We start from the raw sequence: 14,740 nt of genomic DNA, 5'->3' as shown, positions 1-14,740 counted from the left end.
CGTACGCGCCTAGACTGGGGGAATGGCCCGGCTGCTCTTCGGACTCGGCGTCGCCGCCGTGATCTTCACGATCTACGCCGTCGCCGACTGCGCGTTCTTCGACCGCACGCGCATCCGAGGCCTGCGTCGTGGCTGGTGGATCGTCGTCATCCTGTTCGTGCCGATCATCGGCGGCGTGCTGTGGTTCCTCATCGGGCGCGGGCGCATCGATCGCATCGGCGCGCGGCGCGGCGGAACGGTCGCCCCCGACGACGACGCGGAGTTCCTCCGCCAGCTCCGGGAGGATGCCGCGCAGAACGAGCGCATCCGCCGCATGGAGCAGGAGCTCGCCGAACTCGACGCCGACGACCAGCCGCGATTCGGCGACGCCGCCGGCACGAGCAAGGGCGAGGAGCGCAAGCGGCCCGACGCCCCCGATGCCGGCGAGACGGGACCTGCCGGACGACCGAATGGCTGATCCGGAGCCCCGAACGGCGCCCGACGCCCGACGGAGCCCCGCGAGCGATGCCGCGATGGCGCTCCTGTGCGCCTTCGTCGAGGCGGGCGTGCGCGATGTCGTCGTCGCGCCCGGTTCGCGGTCGCAGGCGCTCGCGCTCGCCGCGGCCGAACTCGAGCGGGTCGGCGCGATTCGCCTGCACGTGCGCATCGACGAGCGTGGCGGGGCGTTCCTCGCGCTCGGCACCGCCGTGGAGTCCGGTCGTCCGGCGATCGTGGTGACCACCTCCGGCACCGCCGTCGCGAACCTGCACCCCGCCGTGCTCGAGGCGCACCATTCGGGCGTGCCGCTCATCGTATGCACGGCCGACCGCCCGGCGGAGCTCCGGGGCATCCGCTCGAACCAGACGACCATGCAACCCGGCATCTTCGCCGGCGCGGTTCGGCTGGAGCGCGACATCGGCGCGCCCGAGGGCGAACCCCGAGAGACGGATGCCGCGGCCCGCCTCGCCCGCGACGCCGTCGCCGCGGCACTCGGTCGCGACGCGGCGGGCGAGTTCGTGCCGAATCCCGGTCCCGGCCCGGTGCACCTCAACCTGCAGTACCGCGAGCCGCTGTCGGCCGTCATCACGCTCGAAGCCGCACCCGTGGCGCCGGCGGATCTCGAGACGGGTCCGGCTGCGCCGGGCGGTCCTCGATCGGCGGAGGGTGCGGACCCCGCGGCGGCACTCGTCGAGCCCGGCCCGCGCACGGTCGTGGTCGCGGGCGCCGGCGCCGGACCGGTCGCCGAGGAGTTCGCACGCGACGGCGGCTGGCCGCTCATCGCCGAGGTCACGAGCGGCGCGCACTTCGGACCCAACCTCGTCGTGGCCTACCGGGAACTGCTGCGCGAGCCCGGCTTCGGCGACCTCGTCGAGCGCGTCGTGGTGTTCGGGCATCCGACGCTCTCGCGCGAGGTGCCCGCACTCGTGCAGCGCGATGACGTCGAGACCATCGTCGTGGCCCCGTCGGGCATCGAGTGGTTCGATCCGGGGCGGCGCGTCAAGCGCTTCGAGCGCGCGGTGCAGGCCGTGCGGCGGCCCCAGTCGGCCGAGGAGCGCGCCTGGGTCGGGCGCTGGGTGCACGCGAGTCGCGCGATCCTGGCCGAGGGGCTTCCGCCCGCGGCATCCGTGCACAGCGGCATCGACGAGACCGGTCACGTCTCCGACTTCGCGGCGCAGCGCGACTACATGCGAGCGCAGCTCGCGGCCGTGCGCGCGCCGGTGACGCGCCGCGTGCTCGTCGACGCGGTATGGGCGGCGACGTGGCCGCACGACCGACTCGTGCTCGGCGCCTCGAGGCTGATCCGCGACGCCGACCGAGCCGTGCCCGGCCGGCGCATCGCGGCCCATGCGAACCGCGGCCTCGCGGGCATCGACGGCACGGTCGCCACGGCGCTCGGCATCGCGATCGCCACTCAGTCGCCCGCGCCCGGCGAGGATCAGGCGACGGATGTCACGACGCCCCCGAACCCCGCCCGCGCCGGCGTCACTCGCGCCCTCGTCGGCGACCTCACGCTGCTCCACGATGTCGGGTCGCTCCTCCTCGGCGACGCGGAGCCGCGGCCGAGGATCCAGGTCATCGTGGGCAACGACGGCGGCGGAACGATCTTCGATGCGCTCGAGGTCGCGGGCTCGGCGTCGGCGACGGCGTTCGATCGGGTGCAGTTCACGCCGCAGCACGTGGACCTCGCCGCGCTCGCGCGCGCCTACGGCTGGGAGTATGCCCGCGCCGCGACGCGAGGTGAGCTCGACGAGGCGCTCGGAACGGCCGTGACGGGGCCGGCGATCGTCGAGGTCCCGCTCGCCCGGTGACCTCCGCCGGTCGAGGAGCGAGCTAGGGAGTGCAGAGCTGACGCCCGCCGGTCGAGGAGCGAGCGCGGCGTCTCGAGACCCCGCGAGGCATTGACGCGGGGAGGGGGCGTACCGACAGGATGGGGGAGCGGTGAACACCGGCGCGAGCGCGCGGCGGGTCCGCGACGAGGGGAGCAGCGTGGGTCTCGAGAAATACTGGGCGACGGATCCGTCGGACGTGCTGCGCGTGCGGCAGGGGTTCACCCTCGCCGACGTCGACACCCGGAGCACCCCCGGCTTCGACGGTGACAAGGCCGCCGCCGAGACCTCGCTCGCCGAAGGCGCGGTCATCCTCGCGGAACTGCAGGAGAAGCTGTTCGCGGGCAACCAGATGGGTGACGATCCTCGCCGGGTGCTGCTCGTGCTGCAGGCGATGGACACCGCCGGCAAGGGCGGCATCGTGAAGCACGTGATGAGCGCCGTCGACCCGCAGGGTGTGCAGTTCGCGGCGTTCAAGAAGCCCACGGAGGAGGAGCTCGCGCAGGACTTCCTCTGGCGCGTCCGCAAGCGCGTACCTGACGCGGGCATGATCGGCGTCTTCGATCGGTCGCACTACGAGGACGTGCTCATCGCCAAGGTGCGCGAGCTCGCGCCGTCCGAGGAGATCGAGCGTCGCTACGGCGCGATCAACGAGTTCGAGGCCGAACTCGCGGCATCCGGCACGACGATCATCAAGGTGATGCTGCACATCTCGATGGACGAGCAGAAGGATCGCCTGCTCGACCGGCTCGAGCGGCCCGACAAGCACTGGAAGTTCAACCCGGGCGACATCGACGAACGGCTGCTCGCGCCCATGTACCGGGAGGCGTACCAGGTCGCCTTCGAACGCACGACCACGCCGCACGCGCCCTGGTACGTCGTGCCCGCCGACCGCAAGTGGTATGCGCGGCTGGCGGTGCAGCACCTGCTCATCGAGGCGCTCGAGGCGATGCGGCTCGACTGGCCGCTGGCCGACTTCGACGTCGAGGCCGAGAAGGCGCGGCTCGAGGCGAGCTGACGCTCGCGCGCTACTCCACCGCCGGCGAGGGCGGCGAGGCCTCGAACGCCTCCACGATCGGCCGGAACTTGATGGTCGACTCCGCCAGCTCGTCGGCCGGCACCGAGTCATGCACGATGCCGCACCCGGCATATGCCGCCACCGTGCCGTCGGCATCGACCTGTGCGCACCGCAGCGCGATGGCCCATTCGCCGTCGCCGTCGCCGTCGATCCAGCCGACGGGGCCGGCGTAGCGCCCGCGATCGAACCCCTCGAGCTCGGCCAGCGTGCGCAACGCCACGCGACGAGGGGTCCCCGCCACGGCGGCGGTCGGATGCACCGCCTGCACGAGGTCGAGCGAGCTCGACCCGTCGCCGAGGGTGCCCTTGAGGTCGGTCGCGAGGTGCCACAGGTTCGGCAGCTGCAGCGTGAACGGCTCTGGGCTCGCGTCGAGCCTCGCGGTGTGCGGCGCGAGGCGTTTCACGGCGCTCGATACGGCCATGGCGTGCTCGGCGAGGTCCTTCGGCGATGACGCCAGCGCGGCGGCCCGTCCGCGGTCGGATGCCTCGTCCTCACCCCGTGACGTCGTGCCCGCGAGCACGCGTGCCGACACGGTGCCGTGGTCGACACGCACGAGCGTCTCGGGGCTCGCGCCGATGAGGCCGTCGACGGCGAACACCCAGGTGTCGGGATACTCATCGGCGAGCCGGTTGATGACGGCGCGCAGGCCGTCCTCCTCGTGCAACTCGCCCACGAGCTGCCGGGCGAGCACGACCTTCTGGAGTTCGCCGGCGTCGATCCGCCGCACGGCCTCGGCGACGGCCGCCTCGTACGCCTCGGGCGGCACGGCGCCCGGCGTGAAGGTCACGCGCGGCACCCGGCGCTTGGGCGACGGCTCGGGAATCTCGAGGGCGACGGAGGCCGCGGCATCCACTGCCCCGTCGGCGCCGTCGCCGTCCTCGCTCGCGAGCGAGATGCGCGTCACCCACGCGCGCCCCTCGCGACGCCCGAGCACGACCTCGGGCACCACCAGCACGCTCGTCGCGGCGGACTCGTCGGCGAACGCGAACGCGCCGAACGCCACGAGTCCGGTGCCGGGCAGGCCCACGCGGTCGTCGACGTCGGCGTCTGCGGCGAGCGACCGCCACGCGGCTGCGACGTCCTCGATGCGGGTCCGTCCGCTCGTCTCGATGCGGATCGTCTCGCCGAGGCCCACGATGCCCTCGCCGCGCCGCATCCAGAGGAGTGGATGCCGCGGGTCGGCGCGTGAGATGAGCGGGGCGAGTTCGTCGACCGGTTCGGTGCGCACGACGAGCCGCGTGCGAGCGGAGTGCGACGCCGAGGCATCCGTGTGGTTCACCGAACCAGCCTACGTCCGCGGGATCAGGCCGCCAGTCGCTCCCGCACCTCGACGCCGTGCCAGAACGCGACGTAACCGGCGATCTCGTGGGCGGCGATCGAGGGCGTCGGGTAGTACCAGGCGGCGTTCGGGTTGCGCGTGCCGTCGACCTCGACGTGGAAGTAGCTGGCCGTGCCCTTCCAGTGGCACACGGTGTGGTTCTCGCTGGGGACGAAGTAGCGCTCGTCGATCGACTCGCGCGGGAAGTAGTGGTTGCCCTCGACGACGATCGTCTCGTCGGATTCCGCGATCACCGCGCCGTTCCAGATGGCCTGCATGGTTCCTCCTCGTCGGGCGCATGCCCGCTCAGTCGTTGCCATAGGTCAACGGATGCCGCCACGGTTTCATTCCCATGCATACAAATCGAAGGGCATGGTCGCGGCGGGTTGCGGCCGTCATCCCGCGAGTCGGGGCACCTCCCAGCGCAGGCCCGGGAAGCGCGCGAAATCGCGGTCGAGCGTGATCCAGGTCGCACCGTGCTCGATCGCGATCGCTGACAATATGCGGATATGCCGGATGGCATCGTCGAACGCCGTGAGGTCGTCGGTCCCATCGGCTTCGGCCGCGACATCCAACCGTAGACTCGGAGGATGACGCGCGCAGACCTCGGCAAGGACCCGAGCCAGGTGTCGGCCATGTTCGACCGGGTCGCCGCTCGGTACGACCGCACCAACAACGTGCTCTCGGTGGGCAATGCGCCGCTGTGGCGGGTCGCCACGACGCGGGCCGTGGCGCCGAAGCCGGGGGAGCGGATCCTCGACGTCGCGGCGGGCACCGGCACCTCGAGCGCCAGCCTCGCGAAGTCCGGGGCATCCGTCGTCGCCGCCGACTTCTCGCCCGGCATGATCGAGGTCGGCCGCCGACGCCAGGCGGGCGTGCCGAACCTCGTCTTCGTCGAGGCGGATGCCACGAAGCTGCCGTTCGGCGACGACGAGTTCGACGCCGTCACGATCTCGTTCGGCCTGCGCAACGTGAACGAGCCGAAGCAGGCGCTCGCCGAGTTCTTCCGGGTGACCAAGCCCGGAGGGCGGCTCGTGGTGTGCGAATTCTCGCACCCGCCGCTCGGGTTCGTGCGCGCCGGGTACCACGCGTACCAGCGCTACGTCATGCCGCCGCTCGTGAAGCTCTCGAGCTCGAACGACACCGCCTACGAGTACCTCAACGAGTCGATCGAGGCGTGGCCCGACCAGCGCACGCTCGCGTCGTGGCTGCGCGATGCCGGCTGGGTCGACGTCGAGTGGCGCAACCTGACGATGGGCGTCGTCGCGCTGCACCGCGGCCGAAAGCCCGCCTGACAGGCACCGGCCGCGCCGCCGAAACGACGCGGCCGATGCCGACCGATGCTGACCGATGGGCGACCGATGCGACCGGTGCGGACCGATGGCGTCCGCTCAGGCGGTGACGAGATCGCGGTGCCGGAATCCGGCCAGCGCCGCCGCCGTGATCCCCGCGGCGATCGCGGTGAGCACGAGCATCGCGGTGACCGAGAGGTCCTCGGAGGGGTACTCGCCGATGTGCTCGTACGGCGAGGCCTGCACCACAGCGTCGGGGACGTCGAGCATGGGCCCGAAGAACCCGATGAGGAACGCGTACCCGAACACCGCCCACGCGAGCGGCACGAGGCGCGGCGTGACCGCGTAGAGCAGTGCGGCCATCGCGAGTGTCGTCCACACCGCCGGCGCGTGGGCCACATGCCCGAGCAGCACGTCGTTGAACAACTCGCCCTCGCCGGTGCTCGCCGCCGCACCGATCGCCTCGCCGAGGCCGGCGGCGAACAGCAGCCAGACGACGCCGAGCGCCGTGACCGCGGTCCACGAGCCGAGCCAGGCCGGCCGGCTCACCGCGGTCGCCAGCACGGGCTCGGTGCGGCCGTCGAACTCTTCGCTGCGGAGCGACTGCATGGCGAGGATCGCGAACACGGTCGTGAACATCGCGAACATGAGACCCATGAGCCCGAGGTAGCCGGTGAGCAGGTTCTCCTCGCCGCCGAAGAGCACGAGCAGCTCCGGCGGGGCATCCGCGAACCCGTCGATCATCGCCTGGGTGAACCCGCCGTATGCGAGGCCGGCCGCGAACAGCGACAGGCTCCAACCGACGAGGCTCGCCCGCTGCAGCCGGAACGCGAGCGCGAACGGGCTCGACAGCCACGACGGGGCGTACGCAGACCCACGACGAGCCGCCACGAGACCCGCGGCGAGGTCGCGACGAGCCGACAGCGCGTAGCCGAGTCCGGCGCACACCACGAAGCAGGCGACCGAGATCGCGAGCGGCCACCAGCGGTCGTGCACGTACGGCGCGGCCTGCTGCGACCACCCGATCGGGGTGAGCCACGAGATCCAGTCGAGTCCGCCGCCCTGCGCGGCCGACATGTCGCCGAGGCCGCGCAGCAGGAACCCGCCGCCCAGGACGGCCCCGGCGATGCCCGCCGCCGTGCGGGAGAACTCGGTGAGCTGTACGCAGGTCGCGGCGATGCCCGCGAAGGCGAGGCCCGCAGCGCCGACGCTCGCGCCGAACACGATCGAGCCCCCGGCGTCGAAGCCCATGCCGGCGAGCATCCCTCCCATGAGGATGGCGACCACGAGGTCCATGAGCACGGCGACGGCGAGCGCCGCCGTGAGCGGCGCGTACCGGCCGACGACGTTGGCGCGCACGAGTTCGGCGCGACCCGACTGCTCCTCGACGCGGGTGTGCCTCGTGACCGTGAGGATGTTCATGAGCGATGCGCCGATGATGAGGTACATCCCGTAGGTACCGACGAGGAACCGCTCGAGCGTGATCGCCTCGGAGCCGAAGCCGGGCCCCATGAGCAGGGCGGCCGCGGGGTTCGCGGAGAACGCCGCGAAGGCCTGCAGGTCCTCGGCGGTCGGGAAGACGACCTGCAGCACGTTCGCGAAGTACGCGAGCAGGAGCGTCAGCCCGAGCGTCCAGCCGAAGAACCGGATGCGGTCGCGCCGCAGCATGAACCGGAACAGCGAGCGGAACCCGGCGAGCGGGTGGCCGTCGAGTCGTGCGGGCAGCGGCGAGGGCGACGGACGGCGCGTGGGCACCGCGGTCGTGCTCATCGTGCCACCCCCGCAGGAGCCTTCGACCCGTTGCCGTTGCCGTTGCCGACGCCGGCCGCCAGCTCGTCGCCGTAGTGGCGGAGCAGGAGCTGTTCGAGGGTCGGCGGGGTGGCGGTGAGCCCGGTGACGCCGAGCGAGGCGAGCTCGCGCATGACGACGGGCATGGCCTCGCCGTCGACGTCGAAGGTCAGCTGCTCGCCGTCGTGGTGCGCCTCGTGCACGCCGGGCAGGGACGTGATCGCATCGGCCGGGTGCTCGGTCATCACCGACACGCTGGTGCGCGTCAGGTGCCGCAGTTCGCGCAGGCTGCCGCTCTCGACGACGCTGCCCTTGCGGATGATGGAGATGCGGTCGGCGAGCACTTCGACCTGCGCGAGGATGTGGCTCGACAACAGCACGGTGCGCCCGGCGGCGGTCGCCTCGCGGATGCAGGACTGGAAGACCGCTTCCATGAGGGGGTCGAGTCCCGCCGTCGGCTCGTCGAGCAGCAGGAGCTCGACGTCGCTCGCGAGCGCGGCGATCAGGGCGACCTTCTGCCGATTGCCCTTCGAGTAGGTGCGGCCCTTCTTACGCGGGTCGAGGTCGAACCGGTCGCACAGCTCGTCACGCCGGGCGCGATTGATGCCGCCGCGCAGCCGGCCGAGCAGGTCGATCGCCTCGCCGCCGGTGAGGTTCGGCCAGAGCTCGACGTCGCCGGGAACGTAGGCGAGCCGGCGGTGCAGGCCGACGGCCGACGCCCACGGGTCGGCGCCGAGCACGCGGGCCTCGCCGCCGTCGGCGCGCAGCAGGCCGAGGAGGATGCGGATGGTGGTGGACTTGCCGGCGCCGTTCGGGCCGAGGAACCCGTGCACCTCGCCCTGCTCGACGCGGAGGTCGAGCCCGTCGAGCGCCGTCACGGAACCGTAGCGCTTGCGGAGGCCGGAGATCTGGATCGCGGGCACAGCGGTGCCCTGTTTTGCGTTGGTCATGGAAGTCTCGCTCTTTCGATCGTGTCGGAATCGGAGTTCGGTCAGGCGACGACGCCTGAAGAATCCGTCGGCGGATCGGGCACGTAGAGCAGGTAGGCGTCGAGCATCGCCCGGTCGGTGAGGAAGCCCTCGGTGTAGACCTCGAGGGCTGGGAGCGTGAGGGCGTTGAGCGCCCTGTCCCAGAATTCAGCGCGCTCGATCGCGCTCGGGTCGGGCTCGGTGGCGAGTGCGAGGAGGAGATTGCCGAGGGTCGCGCCGATGAGGAACCGGATGCGGGCCTCTTCGTCGCGACTCGGAACGACGAGCCCGGCGGCGACGCCATCGGCGATGTACCCGAGGGCGTCCTCCACCATGTGGTCGATGAAGGACCGGGCCATGTCGCCGCCCGCCTGGATGGCGCGGAGCACGTAGGCGATGAGCGGCCGGTACTCGTCCATGCGCGCGAGCTGGCCGATGAACGCGCCGGGGGCACCCGACTGGGCCGCGATGACGGAACGCTTGCTGTCGCGGATGATCGCGAAGACGTACTCGTCGCACTCGGCGCGCAGCGCCTCCTTCGATCCGAAGGTCTTCACGACGGATGCGGCGCTCACCCCGGCGTCGTGCGCGATCGTGCGCAGGCTCGCGTCGAAGCCGTCGCGCCCGAACCGGGCGACGGCCGCGTGGCGGATCCTCGCGCGGGTCGAGAGGTCGCCCTCGGAGAGCAGTGGTCGCGAACGCATGTTCACCAGAGTAAACAGGCGTTTACCATGGGCGCAAGACCCCATCGGTGGGTTCAGGAGGCTGCTCGCGGCTGTCTCGCGGCCGTCCCGAAACCCGCCAGGACGGCACCGGTAGGCTGGAGGGCGTGAAACCGAGCCACCCGGTCGCCCGTCGAGGCTCCTCGCTCGCCGCGAACCTCGGCCTGAGCGAGCGTGTCTTCGCGACATCCGCCGATCGGGCGATGGCGAAGGCGATCGACGCCGGCATCGAACGGGTCGAAGCCGGGCTGATGCGCGAGGTGAGCTTCGCCGATTCGATCGCGGATGTCTCGACGCGCTACCTGCTCGAAGCGGGCGGCAAGCGCGTGCGGCCGATGCTGACGCTGCTCACCGCCCAGCTCGGCGCGGGCGTGACCGACGACGTGGTCACGGCGGCGGAGGCGATCGAGATCACGCACCTCGGCTCGCTGTACCACGACGACGTCATGGACGACTCCGAGCGCCGTCGTGGCGTGCCGAGCGCGCAGACGGTGTGGGGCAACTCGGTGGCCATCCTCACGGGCGACCTGCTGTTCGCGCGGGCGAGCCAGTTGATGGCGCAACTCGGCGAGCGGGCCATCCGCCTGCAGGCCAACACGTTCGAGCGCCTCGTGCTCGGCCAACTGCACGAGACGGTCGGCCCGGCCCAGGGCGAAGACCCCATCGCCCACTACATCCAGGTGCTCGCCGACAAGACCGGATCGCTCATCGCGGCCGCCGCCCGGTCGGGCGTCGTGTTCTCGGGCGCCGACCCGGGCTTCGAGGACCCCATCGTCGAGTTCGGCGAGAAGATCGGCGTGGCGTTCCAGCTCATCGACGATGTCATCGACCTGTCGCCGCAGCCCGAGGAGACCGGCAAGGTCCCCGGCACCGACCTGCGCGCGGGGGTCGTCACGCTGCCGTTCCTGCGGCTGGCCGAGCTGGCGAAGACGGATGCCGCGTCCGCCGACCTGCTCGCCCGGATCAGGCGCGACGTGATCGTCGCGCAACCCGTCGAGGCCGGCGATCCGCTCGACACGAACACGCTCGCCTCGCGGATCGTGCCGTCGCGCGCGATGGTCGATGCGATCGTCGCCGAGTTGCGGGAACACGAAGCCACGCGCGCTACGCTCGCGGAGGCCCACCGCTGGGCTCGCGACGCCGTCGCGGCGCTCGCCCCGCTACCCGAGGGCAGCGTGAAGAAGGCACTCACGCGATTCGCCGAGACGATCGTGGAGCGGCAGAGTTGACCTGCACAGGTTTGACAGTGACGACGAGTTGATGGAGAGACCACGCACGTGACGAGGAACAGACTGCGACTCGCGATCGTCGGCGCCGGCCCGGCCGGCATCTACGCCGCCGACATCCTGTTGAAGGCCGAACGCAACTTCGACGTGTCGATCGACCTGTTCGATCAGCTCCCCGCGCCGTACGGGCTGGTGCGCTACGGCGTCGCCCCCGACCATCCCCGCATCAAGGGCATCATCACGGCGCTCCGCGAGGTGCTCGACCGTGGCGACATCCGCATCTTCGGCAACGTGCGCTTCGGCACCGACATCACGCTCGCCGACCTCAAGAACCACTACAACGCGGTGATCTTCGCCACCGGCGCCGTGCGCGACGCGTCGCTCCACGTGCCCGGCGTGCACCTCGACGGGTCGTACGGCGCGGCCGACTTCGTGAGCTGGTACGACGGGCACCCCGACTACCCGCGCGAGTGGCCGCTCGACGCGAAGGAGGTGGCGGTCATCGGCAACGGCAACGTGGCGCTCGACGTGTCCCGCATCCTCGCGAAGCACGCCGACGACCTGCTGCCCACCGAGATCCCACAGAACGTCTACGAGGCGCTCAAGCAGTCACCGGTCACCGACGTGCACATCTTCGGACGTCGCGGCCCGACATCCGTCAAGTTCACCCCCCTCGAACTGCGCGAGCTCGGCGAGCTGCGCGACGTCGACATGATCCTCTACGACGAGGACTTCGACTACGACGAGGCCGCTCGCGCTGCAGTGTCGGGCAACAAGCAGGTCTTCGTGATCGACAAGGTGCTGCAGCAGTGGCGACAGCGCGAGGTGGGGAAGGCGTCGCGGCGCCTACACCTGCACTTCTTCGCCAAGCCGCTCGAGATCGTCGACGACGGCAACGGGCACGTCGGCGCCTTCCGCTGGGAGCGCACCGCGCCCGACGGCGAGGGCGGCGTGGTCGGCACCGGGGAGATCCGGGAGCTGCCCGTGCAGGCCGTGTACCGTGCCGTCGGATACTTCGGGTCGCCGCTGCCCGGCATCCCGTTCGACAAGAAGTTCGGCGTCATCCCGAACCACGAGGGCCAGGTGCTCATCCACGACAAGGAGACCGGCGACGCGCGCCAGATGTATGGCGTCTACGCGACCGGCTGGATCAAGCGCGGGCCGGTGGGCCTCATCGGGCACACCAAGTCCGACGCGATGGAGACCATCAAGCACGTCATCAACGACCTCGGCAACTGGTGGCGGCCCGAGGCTCCCTCGGAGGAGTCGGTGATCGAGATGCTCGAGTCGCGGGGCATCGAGTGGACCGACCTCGACGGCTGGCACCGCCTCGACGAGCACGAGCAGGCCCTCGGGTCGGCCGAGGGCCGCAAGCGCATCAAGGTCGTGCCCCGCGACGAGATGGTCACGATCTCGCGCGGCGAGGCGTAGCCGCTCAAGCCGCTACGCTGCACCTCATGCCCGTCGCCCACGTCCTCTTCACCCTGGGCGCGGCGATCGTCGGCGCCGTCCTCGGCTGGTGGCCCCTCGCCGCCTGGACCCAGCGCTCGATGAAGGGCGAGCGGATGCCCCTGCGCACCGTGCGCATCGTCGGCGCCGCGCTCACCGCGCTCACGTTCGGCGTGCTCGCGCTGCGGTTCGGGCTCTCGTGGATCCTCCCCGCGCTGCTCGTCTTCGCGGCATCCGCGACCGTGCTCACCCTCGTCGACCTCGCCGAGAAGCGGCTTCCGAACGCCGTCGTCTTCCCGACGCTCGGCGTCGTCGGCCTGCTGCTCGTGCCGCCGACGTGGGCTGCCGGCACGTGGTGGCCGCTCCTCTGGGCGGTCGCCGGCGCCGGGGGGATGTTCGCGGTGTACTTCCTGCTCGCGTTCATCTCGCCATCGGCGATGGGGATGGGCGACGTGAAGCTCGCCCTCGTGATCGGCCTCGTGCTCGGCTGGTTCGGGCTGAGCGCGTGGCTCGTGGGCCTGCTCGCGGCGTTCCTGGTGGGCGGGGTTCTGGCCATCGTCGCGCTGTTGCTGCGGCGGGTGACGTTGCGCGGGTCGATCCCCTTCGGGCCGTCGATGCTCATGGGGGCGTTGATCGCGGTGCTGTTCGTGGGCGGATAGATGGCCGGTCGGGTACCTGCCCCTACCCCAAAGTGGGTGACAGATGCTCAGTCGAGCCCCGAAATCATGCGGATCCGGTCTCGAATCTGAGGATTCCTGCGGATGCGTCCCCCAAATGGGGGCATGGCCTCAGGGTGGCCCGCGCCGATAGCTTCAAGCAGTCGCTGGCGGTCGCCGGTGGCGTGTCGTTTCCCCCGACCCCCGAAGGATCTACGCATGCTCAAGGCATACACGCGCGCTCGCGCGCTCATCAACTCGCTCCGTGCCGAAGAGGACGGCAACGCCGCTGAATACGGCCTGATCATTGGTATCGTCGCAGTCGGCATCATCGCTGCGCTCGGCTTCCTCGCCGCTGCTCTGGCGGGCGCCTTCAACGAGGTCACCACGGAGCTCGGCGGCGCCACCGAATAGCAGCCCCGGCGAGACCGGACATTGAACGCGAGGTCAGGGTGGCGTCGGACATCTTCCGGCGCCACCCTCGTTGGTAGCCGCCGTTCGAACGAGACGGGTGCGGCGGCGGTGGAGTTCGCCCTCGTCCTCATCCCGCTCATCGTGCTACTGCTCGGCATCATCGAATTCGGCTACATCTTCAACCAGCAGTTGACCGTGACGAATGCCGCCCGTGAGGGCGCGAGAGTTCTTGCAATCACACGCGACGCGGGTGACGCGACGGCTGCTGCCACGAACGCTGCGACGTCGCTCCAGAGCGTGCCGACGGTCACGACTCCGCAAGTCTGCTCAGTTGCCGGCGGTGGCGACGCGGAGGTCGTCGTCACGCTCGCCCTCGAAACGATCACCGGCCTCGAGGCCTGGGTTCCCGGAGTCGGGGCCATCACACTCACCGGAAGAGGAGTCATGCCATGCGGCGGCTGATGCGGCGCTTTCGCGATGAACGGGGGGCGACGGCAACCGTCGTGGCGTTCGCGCTCATCCCGCTGCTCGGGGCCGGTGCCATCGCGATCGACGTTGGCGCGTTGTACGCCGAACGCGCCAAACTTCAGAACGGCGCGGATGCGGCCGCGCTCGCGGTGGCACTCGATTGCGCTGCAGGCGACTGCGGAACCTATGTGGCCACCGCCGGCGGATACGCGAACGCGAACGATGCGAACGATGGTGCGGCCGAAATTCACGAAGTGAGGTTCGCGACGATCGACGGGGCGGATGTCGTTACGGTCACGACCAAGACTCGAGAAGCCGACGGCAGCAACGAACTGCGTCACCCGCTTGCCCAGCTCATCGGCATCGACGCGACGACCGTGGGAGCCACGGCCTCGGCGACCTGGGATGGCGTCGGAGGCGGCTACTCCTTCCCGTTCAGCGTTTCGGCGTGCCAAGCCGACCCGCTCGCCGACCCCGGGATCATCGGTGACGGCGTGCACTACACGATCCGTTTCGACACGGAACCCGAAGGCAAGACGTCGGAGCTCGACTGCGACATCGCGCACAACGGTCACGTCATCGACGGTGGATTCGGGTGGCTCGACCCGATCTCGAAAGACGATTGCCGCGCCTATACGAGCATCGAGGACGGCGCCGTCATCGAGCCGGGCAACGCCGTTCCGAACGGCTGCAAAGACGATCTGGATGCGGCGATCGACGAGGGGCGGATCGTCTACCTGCCCGTGCACTACGGCGAGCTCGCGCACAAGACCTACGACATCAGGGTCTACGTGGGCTTCCGTATCACCGGCTACAGCGTCTCGGGCGGCGAGCGGTTGGACCCCGAGGCGGTAGACCCCGTCCCTGCGTGCAAGGAGAAGGGCAACGACTGCCGCTTCCTTCAGGGAGAGTTCGTCGAGGTCACGACGACCGATCCCGGCGTCGAGACCGGCGGACCCGGCGGCGGCGCCATGGTCGTCAAGCTCACGCTGACGCCTGCGGAGGTCGACGACCTCATCAACTGATCGAGTCCTGCGGGCGCGACCCGCCGGCCT

The 14,740-nt window shown here is 70.7% G+C and carries 16 protein-coding genes; 10 read left to right on the top strand and 6 right to left on the bottom strand.

The window, feature by feature from the left end:
* The first annotated feature begins 22 nt into the window (after positions 1–22).
* From EZM51_RS10105 to EZM51_RS10095, 3 genes are all read left to right on the top strand, one after another.
* Positions 23–457, top strand: coding sequence for a PLD nuclease N-terminal domain-containing protein (locus tag EZM51_RS10105; RefSeq protein WP_136708141.1), 435 nt, complete (start codon positions 23–25; stop codon positions 455–457).
* Positions 450–2,288, top strand: coding sequence for a 2-succinyl-5-enolpyruvyl-6-hydroxy-3-cyclohexene-1-carboxylic-acid synthase (gene menD, locus EZM51_RS10100; protein ID WP_136708140.1), 1,839 nt, complete (start codon positions 450–452; stop codon positions 2,286–2,288). Before EZM51_RS10105 ends, menD begins: the two co-directional genes overlap by 8 nt.
* Positions 2,289–2,466: 178 nt before the next feature.
* Entirely contained in the window at positions 2,467–3,324 is an 858-nt protein-coding gene (locus EZM51_RS10095; RefSeq protein ID WP_248305579.1) for a polyphosphate kinase 2 family protein, read from the top strand.
* A gap of 10 nt (positions 3,325–3,334) precedes the next feature.
* On the opposite strand, the gene EZM51_RS10090 is transcribed toward EZM51_RS10095, so the two are convergent.
* The 3 genes from EZM51_RS10090 to EZM51_RS20545 all read right to left on the bottom strand — a co-directional run bounded on the left by EZM51_RS10090 (position 3,335) and on the right by EZM51_RS20545 (position 5,277).
* Complete coding sequence (locus EZM51_RS10090) at positions 3,335–4,663, bottom strand: chorismate-binding protein (protein ID WP_248305578.1); 1,329 nt, start codon at positions 4,661–4,663, stop codon at positions 3,335–3,337.
* A gap of 23 nt (positions 4,664–4,686) precedes the next feature.
* Complete coding sequence (locus tag EZM51_RS10085) at positions 4,687–4,980, bottom strand: DUF427 domain-containing protein (RefSeq protein ID WP_136708139.1); 294 nt, start codon at positions 4,978–4,980, stop codon at positions 4,687–4,689.
* A 117-nt stretch (positions 4,981–5,097) separates the two neighbouring features.
* Positions 5,098–5,277 (bottom strand): hypothetical protein, encoded by a 180-nt coding sequence (locus EZM51_RS20545; RefSeq protein ID WP_169053857.1) that lies wholly within the window; start codon positions 5,275–5,277, stop codon positions 5,098–5,100.
* Between the two features lie 15 nt (positions 5,278–5,292).
* Between EZM51_RS20545 and EZM51_RS10075 the strand changes: the two genes are divergently transcribed.
* Positions 5,293–5,997, top strand: coding sequence for a class I SAM-dependent methyltransferase (locus tag EZM51_RS10075; RefSeq protein WP_136708138.1), 705 nt, complete (start codon positions 5,293–5,295; stop codon positions 5,995–5,997).
* A 96-nt stretch (positions 5,998–6,093) separates the two neighbouring features.
* On the opposite strand, the gene EZM51_RS10070 is transcribed toward EZM51_RS10075, so the two are convergent.
* From EZM51_RS10070 to EZM51_RS10060, 3 genes are read right to left on the bottom strand one after another with little or no spacing between them, the layout of a single operon-like run.
* Entirely contained in the window at positions 6,094–7,764 is a 1,671-nt protein-coding gene (locus tag EZM51_RS10070; protein WP_136708137.1) for an ABC transporter permease, read from the bottom strand.
* The gene (locus EZM51_RS10065) at positions 7,761–8,732 is read right to left on the bottom strand and encodes an ABC transporter ATP-binding protein (RefSeq protein WP_136708136.1); all 972 of its coding nucleotides are present in this window, start codon (positions 8,730–8,732) and stop codon (positions 7,761–7,763) included. The genes EZM51_RS10070 and EZM51_RS10065 overlap by 4 nt, the downstream gene beginning before the upstream one ends.
* Positions 8,733–8,773: 41 nt before the next feature.
* Complete coding sequence (locus tag EZM51_RS10060) at positions 8,774–9,454, bottom strand: TetR family transcriptional regulator (protein WP_136708135.1); 681 nt, start codon at positions 9,452–9,454, stop codon at positions 8,774–8,776.
* 125 nt (positions 9,455–9,579) lie between these two features.
* On the opposite strand from EZM51_RS10060, the gene EZM51_RS10055 reads away from it, so the two are divergent.
* From EZM51_RS10055 to EZM51_RS10030, 6 genes are all read left to right on the top strand, one after another.
* Positions 9,580–10,701, top strand: coding sequence for a polyprenyl synthetase family protein (locus EZM51_RS10055; RefSeq protein ID WP_136708134.1), 1,122 nt, complete (start codon positions 9,580–9,582; stop codon positions 10,699–10,701).
* A gap of 48 nt (positions 10,702–10,749) precedes the next feature.
* Positions 10,750–12,129, top strand: coding sequence for an FAD-dependent oxidoreductase (locus EZM51_RS10050; protein WP_136708133.1), 1,380 nt, complete (start codon positions 10,750–10,752; stop codon positions 12,127–12,129).
* A 26-nt stretch (positions 12,130–12,155) separates the two neighbouring features.
* Complete coding sequence (locus EZM51_RS10045; protein WP_136708132.1) at positions 12,156–12,806, top strand: A24 family peptidase; 651 nt, start codon at positions 12,156–12,158, stop codon at positions 12,804–12,806.
* Positions 12,807–13,022: 216 nt separating this feature from the next.
* On the top strand, positions 13,023–13,217 hold the full coding sequence (locus tag EZM51_RS10040) for a Flp family type IVb pilin (RefSeq protein WP_136708131.1): 195 nt from the start codon (positions 13,023–13,025) through the stop codon (positions 13,215–13,217).
* Positions 13,218–13,325: 108 nt separating this feature from the next.
* Positions 13,326–13,679 (top strand): TadE/TadG family type IV pilus assembly protein, encoded by a 354-nt coding sequence (locus EZM51_RS10035; RefSeq protein WP_248305577.1) that lies wholly within the window; start codon positions 13,326–13,328, stop codon positions 13,677–13,679.
* On the top strand, positions 13,667–14,710 hold the full coding sequence (locus tag EZM51_RS10030) for a pilus assembly protein TadG-related protein (RefSeq protein ID WP_136708129.1): 1,044 nt from the start codon (positions 13,667–13,669) through the stop codon (positions 14,708–14,710). Before EZM51_RS10035 ends, EZM51_RS10030 begins: the two co-directional genes overlap by 13 nt.
* Positions 14,711–14,740 lie beyond the last annotated feature (30 nt).

It is taken from the genome of Agromyces sp. H66 (assembly GCF_004959775.1).
Taxonomy (GTDB): domain Bacteria; phylum Actinomycetota; class Actinomycetes; order Actinomycetales; family Microbacteriaceae; genus Agromyces.
The sequence above is the reverse complement of the archived record's forward strand: the minus strand, read 5'-3'. Positions and strand labels throughout refer to the sequence as shown.

Excerpts from the sequence above, each read along its gene's own strand:
- EZM51_RS10105 (WP_136708141.1), top strand. The coding sequence starts at position 23 with ATGGCCCGGCTGCTCTTCGGACTCGGCGTCGCCGCCGTGATCTTCACG.
- menD (WP_136708140.1), top strand. The coding sequence starts at position 450 with ATGGCTGATCCGGAGCCCCGAACGGCGCCCGACGCCCGACGGAGCCCC.
- EZM51_RS10085 (WP_136708139.1), bottom strand. The coding sequence starts at position 4,980 with ATGCAGGCCATCTGGAACGGCGCGGTGATCGCGGAATCCGACGAGACG.
- EZM51_RS10075 (WP_136708138.1), top strand. The coding sequence starts at position 5,293 with ATGACGCGCGCAGACCTCGGCAAGGACCCGAGCCAGGTGTCGGCCATG.
- EZM51_RS10070 (WP_136708137.1), bottom strand. The coding sequence starts at position 7,764 with ATGAGCACGACCGCGGTGCCCACGCGCCGTCCGTCGCCCTCGCCGCTG.
- EZM51_RS10065 (WP_136708136.1), bottom strand. The coding sequence starts at position 8,732 with ATGACCAACGCAAAACAGGGCACCGCTGTGCCCGCGATCCAGATCTCC.
- EZM51_RS10060 (WP_136708135.1), bottom strand. The coding sequence starts at position 9,454 with ATGCGTTCGCGACCACTGCTCTCCGAGGGCGACCTCTCGACCCGCGCG.
- EZM51_RS10045 (WP_136708132.1), top strand. The coding sequence starts at position 12,156 with ATGCCCGTCGCCCACGTCCTCTTCACCCTGGGCGCGGCGATCGTCGGC.
- EZM51_RS10040 (WP_136708131.1), top strand. The coding sequence starts at position 13,023 with ATGCTCAAGGCATACACGCGCGCTCGCGCGCTCATCAACTCGCTCCGT.
- EZM51_RS10030 (WP_136708129.1), top strand. The coding sequence starts at position 13,667 with ATGCGGCGGCTGATGCGGCGCTTTCGCGATGAACGGGGGGCGACGGCA.